A 16,232-nucleotide genomic window follows, 5' to 3' on the forward strand; every position below is an offset into this window, starting at 1 on the left:
GCCTCGCGCCCAAGCGGCGCTGGGGCGGGAACGTCAGCCCGGCCCCCTAGTTCCCCTCCGGATAGATCACCGGCAGGATCAGGGCGGAGGGGTGGGCGGCGTCCATATGGACGCTGTTGACCGCCACCCGGGGCTTGAGGCTGTGCTGGCCCGGGGCCTCGCCGGTGTTGGGATTGACCTCGAAGCGCGGGGCGTTGGAGGAGGTGATGTGCACCGCGATCCGGTGCCCCTTCTCGAAGGTGATGGCGGTGGACCACAGGTCGATGGTCAGTTCCTCCGGGGCGTTCGGGGTCATCATCTTCACGTCGTCGGGCTCGCGTCCCTGGCGGTAGCGGGTGCGGATCGGCGCATCCAGGACCAGGGCCTCGTAGCCGTCGGGATAGACGTCCACCAGCTTGGCCATGAAGTCGGTGTCGAGGCCGTCGGTGGCGCCGTAGAGCTCCACCTTCACCGGTCCGGCGATGGCCACGTCCCTGTCCAGCACCGGCGTCTGGAAGCGCAGGTAGTCCTGGCGCGCCGGAACCTGGCGCTGGTCTTCCGGCCCGCGATCGAAGGTCAGGTTGGCGCCGCCGAAGGTGGCCACCGGATTGGCCGGATCGAACCTGTAGCTGAGCCTGGCCTCGGTCGCGGCGGGCGGCTTGGTGGTCAGCCCCTTGTCCGGCGTCAGATAGTAGCGGACTTCGCGGTGGGCCGGCGGCCAGTTGGCCGAGGTCATCATCCGGTTCTTGGGCGAGGCCGCGCCCTTCCGGGCGCCGGCCATCATGAAGAAGCTGACCGGGGGCTCGTCCATGATCCCGTTGTCGATGCCCTTCAGCCAGTAGTCGAACCAGCGCAGTTCGTTGCCGAAAGCGCCCTGCAACTGGTCCTGACCGGGATAGGCCAGGTCGCCGGACAGCGGCCCGTGGCCGAAGGGGCCCATCAGCAGCTTCTGATTGCCCTTCGCGCCCTTGGAACCTTGGTTCTGCAGGTGCTCGAAGTTCGACGTATTGCCCTGGTTGAAGATGTCGTACCAGCCGCCGACATTGTAGATCGGCACGGCGATGTACTTGCGGTTCGTGCTCATGGCGAACCGGTTCCAGAACACGTCGTCGGCGGCCCGGGCGCGCAGGGCGTCGACCTCGGCGTCGGAGACCCCCTGGCCCTTCAGCCAGCCCACCGAGTCCTTTTCCTTGATCACCCCGCCCATGAAGCTGGAGTGCAGCCGGTCATAGGGGGCCACCACCACATAGGCCGCCTTCAGGTGGGGCGGGTTGGCCATGGCCGCGGCGTTGGAGGTGACCCCGAGCGCCGAGGCCCCGGTGACCCCGACGCGGCCGTTGGACCAGGGCTGCTTGGCGGCCCACTCGACGCTGTCGTAGCCGTCCTCGATGTCGGTGACATAGGCCTGGTAGAAGCCCTCGGAGCGGCCCTTGCCGCGCACGTCCTGCAGGACGAAGACATAGCCGGCGTCGGTGTATTTCTTTGCCGCCGCGGCCAGCTGGTCGGGGGTTCCGCGCCCGTCCTTCAGATAGGGGGTGCGGCTCAGCACCACCGGCCAGGGGCCCGTCCCCTGGGGCTTGAACACATTGGCCGCCAGCTTCACCCCATCCCGCAGGGTGGCGAATTCCTCCACCGCGCCGGGCGGCGGGGCGTAGGCGGCCGGCGGCGGGGTCTGGGCCAGGGCGCTCATCGGCGCAAGGAACAGGGTGGCGGCCAGCAGGGCCGCTTTGAAGGTCGTCATGGGCTTCCCCCCGCGCCGATCAGGCGCGAAAATTTTCTGTCTTTGAAATCGCGGCGCGGACGCCACGGGGAGATTAGAGGACCGAACCCCCAATGTGTCATCCCGGAAAGCGCGTAGCGCTGGTCCGGGACCCAGATGCGCGGGGGGCGCCGGAGACATCGGTGTCTATGGGTCCCGGTCTTCCGCTGGCGCGGAAACCGGGATGACACAGAGGGTCTAGTGCGCGTCGTCCCAGTTCTTGGCGGCCCGCGCATCCACCACCAGGGGGACCGAGAGGGCCACCACGGGTTCGGCGGCGTGTTCCATCACCCGCTTGACGACCTTGATCAGGGCCTCGGCCTCGGCCTCGGGGACCTCGAAGACCAGTTCGTCGTGCACCTGCAGCAGCATCCGGGCCTTCAGTCCCGAGGCCTTGAGGGCGGCGGGCATGCGGATCATGGCCCGGCGGATGATGTCGGCCGCGGCCCCCTGAAGCGGGGCGTTGATGGCCGCCCGGTCGCCGAAGGCCCGCTCGGCCTGGGACTTGGAATAGACCGCGGGGATATTGACCTTGCGGCCGAAGATGGTGGTGACGAACCCCTGGCTGCGCGCCGCCTGCTTGGTGCGGTCCATATAGGTGCGGATGCCGGGGAACCGTTCGAAATAGGTCTTGATATAGGCCCCGGCCTCGTCCTGCGGGATCGACAGCTGGTTGGCCAGGCCGAAGGCCGAGATGCCGTAGACGATGCCGAAATTGATCGCCTTGGCGCGGCGCCGGGTCTCGGCGGGCATGCCCTCCACCGGCACGCCGAACATCTCCGAGGCGGTGGCCGCGTGGATGTCCAGGCCGTCGAGGAAGGCCTTCTTCAGCTGCGGGATGTCCCCCACATGGGCCAGCAGGCGCAGCTCGATCTGGCTGTAGTCGGCGCTTACCAGCACATGTCCCGGCTCGGCGATGAAGGCCTTGCGGATCTTGCGGCCCTCCTCGGTGCGGACCGGGATGTTCTGCAGGTTGGGGTCCGACGAGGACAGCCGCCCGGTGGTGGTGGAGGCGAGCGCATAGGAGGTGTGGACCCGGTTGGTGCGCGGGGAGATGGCGGCGGCGAGGGCGTCGGTATAGGTGCCCTTCAGCTTGGAGAGCTGGCGCCAGTCCAGCAGCACCCGGGGCAGCTCGGCGCCCTGGGCGGCCAGCTCCTCGAGGATGGAGGCGTCCGTGCCCTGGGCGCCGGTGGCGGTGGTCTTCTTCGAGGCCAGGCCCATCTCCTGATAGAGCACCTCGCCGATCTGCTTGGGGCTGCCGAGGTTGAAGGGGCGGCCGGCGAGCGCATGGGCCTGGGCCTCCAGCTCGGTCATCCGCACCGAGAAGTCGTGGGAGAGCCTGGCCAGTTGGTCGGGATCGATGCGGATCCCCTCGCACTCCATCTGGGCCAGGACCGGCGGCATGGGCCGCTCCAGGGTCTCGTAGACGGTGAGCAGGCCCGCCGCGGCCAGCTTCGGGCGCAGGATCTGGTAGAGCCGCAGGGTGACGTCGGCGTCCTCGGCGGCGTAGCAGGTCGCAGGCTCCAGGGGCACGTGCTTGAAGCTCTTCTGGGCCTTGCCCGCCCCGGCCACCTGCTTGAAGGCGATGGGCTCGTGGCCCAGCCAGCGCTTGGACAGCTCGTCCATGCCGTGGCTCTTGTGCAGCCCCGCCTCCAGCACGTAGCTGATCAGCATGGTGTCCTCGATGGGGGCCACATCGATCCCCTGCCGCGACAGCACCGCCAGGTCGTACTTGGCGTTCTGGGCCACCTTGAGGACCGAGGGGTCCTCCAGCAGCGGCTTCAGCCGCGCCATCACCGCGTCGTGCGGGATCTGGGTCAGGTCGGCCGGAGCGTCGAATTCCAGCCCGCCCTCGTGCTCGTGGCCCACGGGGATGTAGCAGGCCTCGCCGGCCGCGACCGCCAGGGACACCCCGCAGAGGCCGGCGTTTGCCGAGGAGAGCGAGTCGGTCTCGGTGTCGAAGGCGATGACCCCGGCGGCCCGGGCCCGGGCGATCCAGGCGTCGAGGGTCTCAAGGTCGCGGACGCAGACATATTTGGTGGTGTCGATGGGGCCGTGGTCGGTGACCGCCTCGGGGCGCGGGGCCGGCGTCGAGGGCGCGGCCGGCGCCTTGGTCCCACCGCCGCCGCCGGCGACGCGCCGGCCCAGGGTGTGCAGGCCCATCTCCTCCAGGAAGGCGGCCAGCACCTCGGCGGTGGGCTCGGCCACCCTCAGGTCGTCGATGGGGGCGGGCAGGGGTGTGTCGCAGTCCAGCTGCACCAGCTGCCGCGACAGGCGGATCTGGTCGGCGAAGTCGATCAGGGTCTGGCGGCGCTTGTCCTGCTTGATCTCGCCGGCCCGCGACAGCAGGGTGTCGAGGTCGCCATACTCGTTGATCAGCAGGGCGGCGGTCTTGACGCCGATGCCGGGCGCGCCCGGCACATTGTCGACGCTGTCGCCGCACAGGGACTGGACGTCCACCACCTTGTCCGGCGGCACCCCGAACTTCTCGATCACCTGTTCGCGGCCGATCAGCAGGTTCTTCATGGTGTCCATCATGAACACCCGGTCCCCCACCAGCTGCATCAGGTCCTTGTCCGACGAGATGATCCGCACCTCGCCCCCCATGTCGCGCACCTTGCAGGCATAGGCGGCGATGATGTCGTCGGCCTCGTAGCCCGGCAGTTCCAGGCTGGGCACGCCGAAGGCCCGCGTGGCGTCCCGCACCAGGGGGAACTGCGGGATCAGGTCCTCGGGCGGCGGCGGGCGGTGGGCCTTGTACTTGTCGTACAGCTTGTTGCGGAAGGTCTTCTCCGAATGGTCGAAGATCACCGCCAGGTGGGTGGGGGCGTCGGCCTGGGCCTTCATGTCCACCAGCAGCTTCCACAGCATGTTGCAGAAGCCCGAGACCGCCCCGATGGGCAGGCCGTCGCTCTTGCGCGTCAGGGGCGGCAGGGCGTGGAAGGCGCGGAAGATGAAGCCCGACCCGTCCACCAGATAGAGTCGGACGGCCGGCCCGTCCTGGGTGTTGTCGCGGGGCAGGTCGGGCAGCGGCGGGGCGTCGGCGATCGGCGTGTCGGTCATGCCTCCAAGATAGGGGGCAGAGGCCGCCGGGTCACCTGCGCAGAGGCCCGCGCCGCGACCTGACGCCACATATCTTCGACTTCTCCCGGCCAGGGCGCCGGTCCCTCTTCCGCGCGGCGGCAATTCGGTTAAAGTCGCAAGTCCCTTCCTATCGGGGGGCGGCGGCGCACGGGCGCGCCGTTGGCCACAGGTTCGGACTGACCATGAAATTGACGATCGAGCGGGCGGCGCTTCTGAAGGCGCTCGGGCATGTGCAAAGCGCGGTGGAACGCCGCAACACCATCCCGATCCTCTCCAATGTGCTGCTCTCGGCCGAGGGCGAACGCCTGACCTTCTCGGCCACCGATCTCGACATGGAGATCATCGACGAGGCCTTCGCCCAGGTGGAGCAGCCGGGCCAGATCACCGCGCCGGCCCACACCCTCTATGAGATCGTCCGCAAGCTGCCGGACGGCGCCGACGTCTCGCTCTCCTTCACCGGCGAGGACCCGCGCCTGACCGTGGCCGCCGGGCGCTCGCGCTTCAACCTGCCGGTCCTGCCGGCCGGCGACTTCCCGGTGATGTCGTCGGATGGCCTCTCCAACCGCATCGGCGTCGATGTCGGCGACCTGATCCGCCTGATCGACAAGACCAAGTTCGCGATCTCCACCGAGGAGACCCGCTACTACCTCAACGGCCTCTACCTGCACTCGGTGGTGGAGGGCGGCGTGGCCAAGCTGCGCGCCGTGGCCACCGACGGCCACCGCCTGGCGCTCGCCGAGATGATCGCCCCGGAGGGCTCGGCCGGAACCCCCGGCGTCATCGTGCCCCGCAAGACGGTCAACGAGGCCCGGCGCCTGCTGGAGGACGCCGGCGAAAGCGTCGACCTGGCGGTCAGCCCCCAGAAGGTGCGCTTCGAATTCGGCGGCGCCGCCCTGACCTCCAAGGTCATCGACGGCAACTTCCCCGACTATGTCCGGGTCATCCCCCGCGACAACGACCGGGTGATGATGGTGGACAACAAGCTGTTCGCGAAAGCCGTGGACCGGGTGGCCACCATCTCGGCGGAGAAGAGCCGCTCGGTGCGCATGGCCATCGAGCCGGGCCGGGTGATCCTGACGGTCCGCAACATGGAGGCCGGCCAGGCCGTCGAGGAGATCGAGGTCGACTATTCCGGCGAGGCTTTCGAGCTCAGCTTCAACGCCCGCTACCTGCTGGACGTCACCGACCAGATCGGCGCGGAGCTCGCCGAGTTCCGCTTCGGCGGCCCCAACGACCCGGCCCTCGTTCTCGACCCCACCGACCCGGACGTCCGCTACGTCCTGATGCCGCTCAGGGTCTAGGGCCGCGATCACGGCTGTGGGGTGAGGTGGAAAAACCGGCTATGACCCGCCGGTGACCCGCTCGGCCCTTACCCGCCTGACCCTGACGGACTTCCGCTCCTATGGCCGCGCCGAGCTGCCCCTGGACGGGCGGCCGGTGTTTCTGATCGGGCCCAATGGGGCGGGGAAGACCAATCTGCTGGAGGCGGTCAGCCTGCTCACCCCCGGCCGCGGACTGCGGGGCGCCAGCCTCGCCGAGGTCGGCCGGCGGATGCCGGGGGAGACCCAAGGCCGCGCCTGGGCCGTGGCGGCGATCATCGAGCTGGACGGTGAGCCGGTGCGGCTGGGCACCGGAACCGAGACCGCGGGCGCCGCGCGGCGCACGGTGCGGCTGGAGGGCGAGCCCGTGCCGCCCGGCCGCCTGGCCGACCACCAGCGCCAGGTCTGGCTGACCCCGGCCCAGGACCGGCTGTTCCTGGAGGGCGCCGGCGACCGGCGCCGGTTCTTCGACCGCCTGGTCTTCGCCGCCGAGCCGGCCCACGCCGCCCACGCCTCGGCCTATGAGAAATCCCAGCGCGAGCGCATGCGCCTGCTCACCGACGGTCCGGCCGATCCCGACTGGCTGAGCGCGCTCGAGGCCCGGCTGGCCGAGGCCGGGGCCCTGATGGCCGCGGCGCGGGCCCGGACCCTTTCGGCCCTCCAGAGCGAGATCGACGAGCGCGGGGACCGGCCCTTTCCCCAGGCCCGCCTCAGCCTCACCGGCGCCTGGGAGCAGATGGCGCTGGAGGGCGTCGAGACCCCGGAGATCGAGGCCCGCCTGGCCCAGGCCCTGGCCGGGGCGCGGGAGCGGGACGCGGCTGCGGGGCGGGCGCTCACCGGCCCCCATCGGGGGGATCTGGCGGTGATCCACGCCGAAAAGGACCGCCCGGCGGCGGAATGCTCCACCGGGGAGCAGAAAGCCCTGATTCTGAACCTGGTTTTGGGGCAGGCGGCGCGTCTTTCACGTGCAGAATCAGGACCAAACCCTATATTGTTGCTAGACGAAGTCGCAGCGCACCTGGACCGCCGCAGGCGGGCCGCATTGTTCGACGAAATCACGGCGCTCAAGCTCCAGGCCTTCCTCACCGGCACGGACGAGCACCTGTTCGAAGATTTGAAGGGCCGGGCCCAGGGCGTCCATGTGGATGGCTCCAGCCTGGCGATTCTGGATACCGAATGACCGACGAAACGCAGATCCCCGACAACACGCCGGAAAACAACGGCCAGGCCGAATACGGCGCGGAGTCCATCAAGGTCCTCAAGGGCCTGGACGCCGTCCGAAAACGCCCGGGCATGTACATCGGCGACACCGACGACGGGTCGGGCCTGCACCACATGGTCTATGAGGTGGTGGACAACGCCATCGACGAGACCCTGGCCGGCTGGGCCACCCGGGTCGAGGTGATCCTCAATCCCGACGGCTCGGTCACCGTGACCGACGACGGCCGCGGCATCCCGGTGGACATCCACGAGGGCGAGGGCGTCTCGGCGGCCGAGGTCATCATGACCCAGCTGCACGCCGGCGGGAAATTCGACCAGAACTCCTACAAGGTCTCCGGCGGCCTGCACGGCGTGGGCGTCTCGGTGGTCAACGCCCTGTCGGACTGGCTGCGCCTGAAGATCTATCGCGGCGGCAAGGCCTACGAGATGGAGTTCCGCCGCGGCGACGCGGTCTCGCCCCTGATCGTCACCGGCGACGCCCCCTTGCGCGAAAACGGCGAGTTCCTGTCGGGGACCGAGGTCACCTTCATGGCGTCGACCGAGACCTTCGCCTTCATCGAGTTCGACCGGAAGACCCTGGAGCATCGCCTGCGCGAGCTGGCCTTCCTCAATTCCGGCGTCACCATCTGGCTGAAGGACAACCGCGAGGCCGAGCCCTTCGAGGAGGTCATGCACTACGAGGGCGGCATCGAGGCCTTCGTGCGCCACCTCGACAAGGCCAAGACCCCGATCCTGAAGACCCCCATCGTGGTTCGCGGCAAGCGCGAGAACGTCGAGCTGGACCTGTCGCTCTGGTGGAACGACGGCTATCACGAGAACGTCCTCTGCTTCACCAACAACATCCCGCAGAAGGACGGCGGCACTCACCTGGCCGCCTTCCGCTCGGCGCTGACCCGCATCATCACCGGCTATGCCGAGAGCTCCGGCGCCACCAAGCGCGAGAAGGTCTCGCTGTCGGGCGAGGACAGCCGCGAGGGCCTGACCTGCGTCCTGTCGGTCAAGGTTCCCGACCCCAAGTTCTCCAGCCAGACCAAGGAAAAGCTGGTCTCCTCGGAGGTGCGTCCCGCCGTCGAGAGCCTGGTGTCCGAAGGCATCGGCCAGTGGTTCGAGGAGCATCCGGTCGAGGCCAAGCTGATCGTCCAGAAGATCGCCGAGGCCGCCGCCGCCCGCGAGGCGGCCCGCAAGGCCCGCGACCTGACCCGGCGCAAGACCGCGCTCGACATCTCCTCCCTGCCCGGCAAGCTGGCCGACTGCCAGGAGCGCGATCCCGCCAAGTCCGAGATCTTCCTGGTGGAGGGTGACTCCGCCGGCGGCTCGGCCAAGCAGGCCCGCAACCGCGAGAACCAGGCCGTCCTGCCCCTGCGCGGCAAGATCCTCAATGTGGAGCGCGCCCGCTTCGACCGCATGCTGGGGTCCGACCAGATCGGCACCCTGATCACGGCGCTCGGCGCCGGCATCGGCCGCGACGACTTCGATATTGAGAAGGTCCGCTACCACAAGATCGTCATCATGACCGACGCCGACGTCGACGGCGCCCACATCCGGACCCTGCTGCTCACCTTCTTCTACCGGCAGATGCCGCAGGTGATCGAGCGCGGCTATCTCTATATCGCCCAGCCGCCGCTCTATAAGGCGGCCAAGGGCAAGTCGATCACCTACCTCAAGGACGATCCGGCCCTGGAGACCTACCTGGTCAACGAAGGTCTGGATGGCGCGACCCTGGATCTCTCCAATGGCGAACGCCTGGCCGGCCAGGACCTGCTGGCCCTGATCCAGACCTCCCGCTCGGCCAAGGCCAATATCGAGCGCCTATCGTCGCGGGCCCCCGCCTTCGCCATCGAACAGGCGGCCCTGGGCGGCCTGTTGGCCGAGGGGACCAATATCGACGCCGCCGCCAAGCGGCTCGACCTCTACGCCGAGGAAAGCGACGGCAGCTGGTCCGGCGAGCCCGGCCCCGCCGGCGGCTTCGTCTTCAGCCGGGTCAAGCGCGGGGTCTCCGAGCGCGTGGTGCTGGACGACCTGCTGCTGCACGCCGCCGACGCGCGACGCCTGGCCGAGCGCGCCGCCACCATGGCCGACACCTTCGCCGGCCCGGCGGTCTTCACCCGCAAGGACAAGGTCACCACGGTGCGCGGGCCCCTGGATCTGGTGGGCGCGATCATGGACGCCGGCCGCCGCGGCCTGGCCATCCAGCGCTACAAGGGCCTGGGCGAGATGAACCCCGAGCAGCTGTGGGAAACCACCCTTGACACCGACGCCCGCACCCTGCTGCAGGTCCGGGTCAACCACGCCGACGACGCCGACGACATGTTCACCCGCCTGATGGGGGACCTGGTGGAGCCGCGCCGGGAGTTCATCCAGGAGAACGCCCTGGACGCCGAGGTCGACGTCTAAGCCGGACTTGTAACCGCCGCGCGGTTTGGGCAAACGGGCTCTCCGCGCGGCGTCTCGCCGCCTAGCGAAAGTTTCCGCGTGCTGCTGATCGACGAAGCCAGGATCGTGACCGAGGCCGACGGCCTCGCCGCCCGCGGCGCCACCGTCAACGAGGTGCTGGAGTTCCTGCGGGGCAAGCTCTCGCTGGACGCCTTCGGCATGCTGCTCTTCGACCTGCCGCGCGAGGACCTGCCGGCGCTGTCGGCGCTGTTGCCGCGCATGGCCAGCGAGGAGACCCAGCGCAACTTCACCGGCGACGCGGGCCTGTCCCTGCTCAAGCCCACGGTCAGCTTCATCCGGGCGCTCGCCTACAACTACGCCGCCCTGCGCAACCGCTCGCTCTCGGGGGCGAAGATCCTCGACTATGGCTGCGGCTACGGGCGGATGACCCGGCTGCTCTACTATTTCAGCAATCCCGAGGCGATCTGGGCCCTGGACCCCTGGGACCTGGCGGTGAACCTCTGCCGCGAGGCGAACCTGGCGGGCAACCTCGCCCAGTCGGACTACCTGCCGGTCAGCCTGCCGGCGCCGGAAGCCGCCTTCGACGTGATGTTCGCCTTCTCGGTCTTCACCCACACCTCGCGCAACGCCACCGACGCGGCGCTCGGCGCCCTGCGCAAGCACATCGCCCCGGACGGCCTGCTGGCCATCACCATCCGCCCGGCCGAGTACTGGGTGGTGAACCCCGACTACGCCCCCCAGGCCGCCGATTATCAGGCCCGACACGCCGCCGAGGGCTTCGCCTTCGTCCCCCACGGCCGCGACACCGTGGAGGGGGAGGCCACCTATGGCGACACCTCCATGACCCTCGACTTCATCGCCCAGACCTATCCGGACTGGCGAATCGCGGGCGCCGACTGGGCCCTGGCCGACCCCTATCAGCGCTACGTCTTCCTGGCGCCCGCCTAAAAACCGGGCAATCTCTGCCCAAAATCTAGGAATTTCCGGGGTTTCAGCGCGGGAATGCGCCGGCGCAGGCGCCTGCGACACTTAAAATGGTCGCCCCGACTCCGGGATCGTGTCCGCATGTCCCGATCGTCCCGTCAGCGTGCGCCGCGGCGCAAGAGGATGCGGTTTGGCTGAATCCGACGGCCCCCTGGTCCCGGAACGCATTCTGGAGCTCTCCGAACGGCTGTCGTCCGTCGCCGGCGCCAAGATCGGCGAGATCTCGTCGATCAATCGCGAAGCCAAGATGCTGGCGATCAACGCCCTGATCACCGCCGCCCGCGCGGGCGACGCGGGCAAGGCCTTCGCCATCGTGTCGGAGGAGTTCAAGCGCATCTCCCAGGAGATCGACGAGGTGGCCCAGGCCCTGGAGAGCCAGGTCCGCGCCGACCTGCGGGAGTTGTCGGCGGTGGGGGGCGCGATCCTCGACCACCTGCGCGGCCAGCGCCTCGCCGACCTGGCGCTCAACGCCATCGAGATCATCGACCGCAACCTCTATGAGCGCACCTGCGACGTCCGCTGGTGGGCCACCGATTCCGCCGTGGTGGCCTGCTGCGCCGAGCCGACGCCCGAGGCCGCCCGCCACGCCAGCAGCCGGCTGAAGGTCATCCTCGACGCCTATACCGTCTATCTCGACCTGTGGATCTGCGACGCCCGGGGCAAGGTGCTGGCCACCGGCCGGCCCCAGACCTATCCCCAGACCCAGGGCCTGTCGGTGCCCGCCGCCGGCTGGTTCCAGCAGGCGATGAAGACGGTCTCGGGCGACGAGTTCGTGGCCTGGGACATCGAGCGGATCGCCGCCCTGCACAACGCCCCGGTGGCCACCTACGCCACCGCCATCCGCCAGGACGGCCTGGCCGACGGGGCGGTGATCGGGGTCCTGGGCATCCACTTCGACTGGAAACCCCAGGCCCAGGCGGTGGTGGACGGGGTGCGCCTGACCGAGGACGAGCGGGCCCGCTCGCGGGTGCTGCTGCTGGACCACAGCGGCCGGATCCTGGCGGCCTCCGACCGGCGCGGCGAACTGGAGGAGACCTTCCGCCTGCCCGGCGACGCCACCGGCATGGGCAGCTACGCCCGCGACGGGGTCACCGTCGGCTACGCGCTCACGCCGGGCTACGAGACCTATCAGGGCCTGGGCTGGTACGGCGCCATCACCCAGCGCGAACCCGACGCGGCCTCCGCCGGCGTCCGAGCAGCTTAAGCCTCGAACCCCTTCACTACCTCCAGCACCGCCTCGCCGTAGCGGGCGAGCTTGCTCTCGCCGACCCCGGAGACGGCGGCCAGGCGGGGCAGGGAGCCGGGCTTGGTCTGGGCCACCTCGATCAGGGTGCGGTCGGGGAAGATCACATAGGGCGGCACGTGCTGGCGCTTGGCCTCCCCGGCCCGCCAGTAGCGCAGGGCCTCGAACAGGCCGGCGTCGGCGACGTCGATGGCCGCGGCCTCCCGGCGCTTGCGGGGCCGGCCGGAGCGGGTGGTGGGGTCATGCTCCTCGGGCGCCTTGCGCAGACCCACCCGGCGCTCGCCGCGATAGACCGCCTTCACCCCCTCGGGGTCCCCCAGGCCGATCAGCGGGCGGCCGTCATTGGGGTCCTCCTTCAAGAGGCCGTCGAACAGCAGCTGGTCCAGCAGGTCGCGCCAGCCATTGGTGCTGAACTCCTGGCCGATGCCGAAGGTGGTGAGCCCGGCCTCGAAGCTGGAGGGCTCCTTGGTCTTGCCCAGCAGGTGCTCCACCAGCCGGCCGCGCCCGAACCGGCCGCCCAGGCGGTGGACCGCCGAGAGCGCCTTCTGGGCGGCCTCGGTGGCGTCGATGCTCTCGGGCGGCGACAGGCAGAGGTCGCACTGGCCGCAGGGGGCCACGCCCTCCTCGCCGAAATAGCGGCGCACGGCGGCGGCGCGGCAGTTGGCGCCGTCCAGCATGGCGTAGAACTGGCCGACCTTGCGGCGCTGCACGGCCTTGACCGTGTCGTCCATCTCGCGGCCGTCGATGCGGCGATAGGCCCAGGCCATGTCGGCCGCGCCATAGAGGGTGATGCCCTCGGCGGGATCCCCGTCGCGGCCGGCCCGGCCGATCTCCTGCCAGTAAGCCTCGATGGAGGCGGGCGGATCGGCGTGGATCACGAAGCGGACGTCGGGTTTGTCGACCCCCATGCCGAAGGCGATGGTGGCCACCATCACCGCGGCGTCCGCCTCCAGGAAGGTCTCCAGCCGCTCGGCGCGGACGGTCTTGTCGAGGCCGGCGTGATAGGCGAGCGCGTGGGTTCCGGCCGCCCGCAGGGACTCCGCCAGCTTGTCGACCCCGTCGCGGGAGCCAGCATAGACCACGCCCGAGCGGTCGGGCCGGGCCTCGATCAGCTCCAGCACCCGCTTGTGGCCCGCGCCCCGTTTGCGTTCGGCTGAAAGCGCCAGTTCGGGCCGCGCGAAACTGGCGACGAACTCCTGGGCGTTCTCGAGCCGCAGTTCGGCGCGGATGTCGTCGCGGGTGCGCGCATCGGCGGTGGCGGTGACCGCCAGGCGCGGCACATCGGGGAAGACCTCGGCCAGGCGGCCCAGCATGCGGTATTCGGGGCGGAAGTCGTGGCCCCACTGGCTGACGCAGTGGGCCTCGTCTATGGCCACCAGGGCGAGCGGCGTGCGGCGCAGGCGCTCCATCACCGAGGAGCTCATCAGGCCCTCGGGCGAGATGTAGAGCAGATCCAGCTTGCCCGCCTCGATCCGCTCCCAGGTCTGGGCCTTCTCCCAGGGCTCGATATTGGAGTCCAGCCGCGCGGCGGCCACCCCCGACTGCACCAGTCCCGCCACCTGGTCGGTCATGAGCGCGATGAGGGGCGAGACCACCAGGCCCAGGCCCGGGCGCATCAGGCTGGGGATTTGGTAGCAGAGGCTCTTGCCGCCGCCGGTGGGCAGGACGGCCATGGCGCTGCGCCCGGCCAGGATCTCGGCGATCACCTCGGCCTGGCGGCCCCGGAACTCGGCATGGCCGAAGGTGCGGCGCAGGATCTCCCGCGCCTCGTCGAGGGAGGCGGATGGCATGGCGGTCTTATGCCGTGCGTCGGGCCCCGCGCGAAGAGGCCTAAGACACTAGGCTGTGAGCGCCGTGCGGTCCTGGATGCCGCGGACCGCCTTCAGCAGGCGCAGGGCCGCCTTGTCGCTCAGGGTGGCGGGGTCGAAGGCCTGCTTCTGCGCCAGGGTGTCGAGGATGGCGTCGTCGGCGGGGCTGAAGCGGCGCGCGCACATGTTCCAATCGCCGAACTCGGGGGCGTCGGCGGGGCCGGCCGAGATGACCCGGCTGTCGGTGTGGCGGGGGTCGTTGAGGATCCGCTGATAGGTGGTCATCACCGCCGTGGCGGGGCCCTCCAGGGCCTGGACGAACCAGCCGTCATGCACCAGCAGCAGGCCGGTGAGGGAGGTCAGCCGGTTGTTGCGGATGGAGGCGCGGATCAGGGCGTCGATCTCGTCGTCGGCCACCATGTCGGGCGCGAAGGCCTGGCGGCTGGCATAGATCAAGCGGTGCAGCGAGCGGCTGCCGGAAATGGCCTGCGACATACCCTGGCATGCCACGGCCGCTCCTAACGGACGCCTAACGCGTTCGTTGAAATCATTCAGCAAAGCTTGGCCGTGGCTACTCCGCCGCCATCGACACGGGCGCGGCCTGGCTGCCGCGCAGCAGGCGGCCGGGCAGGGCGCCGGTGGGCTCGCCGTCGCGATAGGTGACCTGGCCGGCCACGATGGTGGCCACATAGCCGTCGGCCCGCTGGATCAGCCGACGCCCGCCGGCCGGCAGGTCATAGGCCACCTGGGGCGCCCTCAGGGTCAGGTGCTCGTAGTCGATGACGTTGAGATCGGCCCGGTAGCCCGGGGCGATCAGGCCGCGGTCGAACAGGCCGAGCGCCTGGGCGGTGTCGTGGCTCTGCATCTTGACCATCAGCGGCAGGGAGAGCCTGGCCCCCCGGGTGCGGTCGCGGGTCCAGTGGGTGAGGTTGGAGGTGGGGAAGCTGCCGTCGCAGATCATGCCCACATGGGCCCCGCCGTCCGACAGGCCCGGCACGGTGTCGGGATGGGTCAGCATCTCGAAGCTGGGGTCCAGGGAGCCGTCGGCATAGTTGAGGAAGGGCAGGTAGAGCATGCCCCGTCCGCCGTTCGACAGCATGTGGTCGAGGGCCAGTTCCTCCGGCGTCACGCCCCGGGCGGCGGCCATCGCCGCGATGGTGCGGTCCGGGGTCTGCTCGTAGTCGGGCTCGGCCCCCATCAGGAACATGATCCCCCAGTTGCGGGTCATGTTGGCGGCGAAGGCGGGATCGGCGGCCGCGCCCTCCTCGAACAGCTGGGCGCGGAAGGCCGGGTCGCGCAGTTTCTCCACCCGCTGCGCCAGGGGCAGCTTGGCGATGGCCTGGTAGCTGGGGCGGCTGGTGAACGGGTTGAGGGTCAGCTCCAGGCCGAACAGGATGCCCACCGGCCGCCCGGCCACCTGGGCCTTCATCGGCAGGCCGGATTCGTTGGCGGCGCGCAGCTGCTCCAGCAGGAACTCGTACTGCCGCGGCTGGCGGGGATTCTGCACCAGCGAGAAGGAGAGCGGCCGCCCCGAGGCCTCGACGATCCGCCGCAGCATGGCGAATTCCTCGGCCGGGTCGTTGAAGTCGGAGACGAACTGCAGGGCGCCCTTGCCGGCCGCGGCCAGCCCCATGGCGATGCCGGTGAGCTCGGCCTCCGAGGCGGTGAGGGTGGGGGTCGGCTGGCCGTCGCTGGTGCGGTGGTTGAGCGTCCGGGAGGTGGAGAAGCCGAGCGCCCCGGCCTCCACCGCCCGCTTGGCGATGGCGGCCATGGCGGCGATGTCGGCCTCGGTGGCCGCCTCGCGGTTGGCCCCGCGCTCGCCCATCACATAGACCCGCAGGGCCGCGTGGGGCAGCTGGCTGCCGATGTCGACGTCGAAGCTGCGGGCGGAAAGCGTGTCGAGATAGTCGGGATAGCTCTCCCAGGTCCAGGGCAGGCCCTCGGTCAGCACCGGGAAGGGAATGTCCTCGACCCCCTCCATCAGGCGGATCAGCCGGTCGTGGTCCTCGCGCTTGCAGGGGGCGAAGCCGACCCCGCAATTGCCCATCACCACGGTGGTCACCCCATGCCAGGCCGAGGGCTGCATGTGGGAATCCCAGGTCGCCTGGCCGTCATAGTGGGTGTGGATGTCCACGAAGCCGGGGGTGACGATCTTCCCCGCCGCGTCGATCTCCTCGGCGCCCCGGCCGCGCACCTCGCCCACCTGGGCGATCAGCCCGTCCTTGATGGCCACGTCGGCGGCGTAGGGCTCCCCGCCCGAGCCGTCCACCACGCGGCCGTTGCGGATCACCAGGTCCCAGGCCCGTTCCATGGCGGTCTCCCTATCGTCTTCTTCGTTGGATCGAATTGGGCGCCCGGAGGGGCCGCGGGGTCAAGGGCGCCGCGAGGTCAGGCTGGGTCCTATTTCGCCGGCCCCACCCGAAGCGTTAACCGCGGCAAGC

At 69.9% G+C, this 16,232-nt stretch carries 10 protein-coding genes; 5 read left to right on the forward strand and 5 right to left on the reverse strand.

Annotated features, from left to right (window positions below):
- Positions 1-46: 46 nt before the first annotated feature.
- Positions 47-1,720, reverse strand: coding sequence for a CocE/NonD family hydrolase (locus ACO06I_RS17045; protein WP_421933813.1), 1,674 nt, complete (start codon positions 1,718-1,720; stop codon positions 47-49).
- A gap of 216 nt (positions 1,721-1,936) precedes the next feature.
- Positions 1,937-4,801, reverse strand: a complete 2,865-nt coding sequence (polA, locus tag ACO06I_RS17050; RefSeq protein ID WP_421933814.1) for a DNA polymerase I — start codon at positions 4,799-4,801, stop codon at positions 1,937-1,939.
- Positions 4,802-5,004: 203 nt separating this feature from the next.
- On the opposite strand from polA, the gene dnaN reads away from it, so the two are divergent.
- The 5 genes from dnaN (at position 5,005) to ACO06I_RS17075 (ending at position 11,944) form a co-directional block, all read left to right on the forward strand.
- On the forward strand, positions 5,005-6,123 hold the full coding sequence (gene dnaN, locus ACO06I_RS17055; protein ID WP_421933815.1) for a DNA polymerase III subunit beta: 1,119 nt from the start codon (positions 5,005-5,007) through the stop codon (positions 6,121-6,123).
- Between the two features lie 52 nt (positions 6,124-6,175).
- Entirely contained in the window at positions 6,176-7,321 is a 1,146-nt protein-coding gene (gene recF, locus ACO06I_RS17060) for a DNA replication/repair protein RecF (protein ID WP_421933816.1), read from the forward strand.
- Positions 7,318-9,756: a DNA topoisomerase (ATP-hydrolyzing) subunit B gene (gene gyrB / locus ACO06I_RS17065; protein WP_421933817.1), complete on the forward strand. Its 2,439-nt coding sequence runs from the start codon at positions 7,318-7,320 to the stop codon at positions 9,754-9,756. The genes recF and gyrB overlap by 4 nt, the downstream gene beginning before the upstream one ends.
- Before the next feature lie 78 nt (positions 9,757-9,834).
- Complete coding sequence (locus ACO06I_RS17070) at positions 9,835-10,704, forward strand: class I SAM-dependent methyltransferase (RefSeq protein ID WP_421933818.1); 870 nt, start codon at positions 9,835-9,837, stop codon at positions 10,702-10,704.
- A 166-nt stretch (positions 10,705-10,870) separates the two neighbouring features.
- Positions 10,871-11,944: a methyl-accepting chemotaxis protein gene (locus tag ACO06I_RS17075; RefSeq protein ID WP_421933819.1), complete on the forward strand. Its 1,074-nt coding sequence runs from the start codon at positions 10,871-10,873 to the stop codon at positions 11,942-11,944.
- Here ACO06I_RS17075 and recQ read toward each other — a convergent pair.
- The 3 genes from recQ to ACO06I_RS17090 all read right to left on the reverse strand — a co-directional run bounded on the left by recQ (position 11,941) and on the right by ACO06I_RS17090 (position 16,102).
- On the reverse strand, positions 11,941-13,773 hold the full coding sequence (recQ, locus tag ACO06I_RS17080; protein ID WP_421933820.1) for a DNA helicase RecQ: 1,833 nt from the start codon (positions 13,771-13,773) through the stop codon (positions 11,941-11,943). The two genes, ACO06I_RS17075 and recQ, sit on opposite strands and share 4 nt — an antisense overlap.
- A gap of 48 nt (positions 13,774-13,821) precedes the next feature.
- The gene (locus ACO06I_RS17085; protein WP_421933821.1) at positions 13,822-14,286 is read right to left on the reverse strand and encodes a BLUF domain-containing protein; all 465 of its coding nucleotides are present in this window, start codon (positions 14,284-14,286) and stop codon (positions 13,822-13,824) included.
- A 76-nt stretch (positions 14,287-14,362) separates the two neighbouring features.
- A complete protein-coding gene (locus ACO06I_RS17090; RefSeq protein ID WP_421933822.1) occupies positions 14,363-16,102 on the reverse strand; it encodes an N-acyl-D-amino-acid deacylase family protein in 1,740 nt (579 codons plus the stop codon).
- Between the last annotated feature and the right edge of the window lie 130 nt (positions 16,103-16,232).

Source organism: Phenylobacterium sp., from assembly GCF_965229015.1.
Classification (GTDB): Bacteria; Pseudomonadota; Alphaproteobacteria; order Caulobacterales; family Caulobacteraceae; genus Phenylobacterium.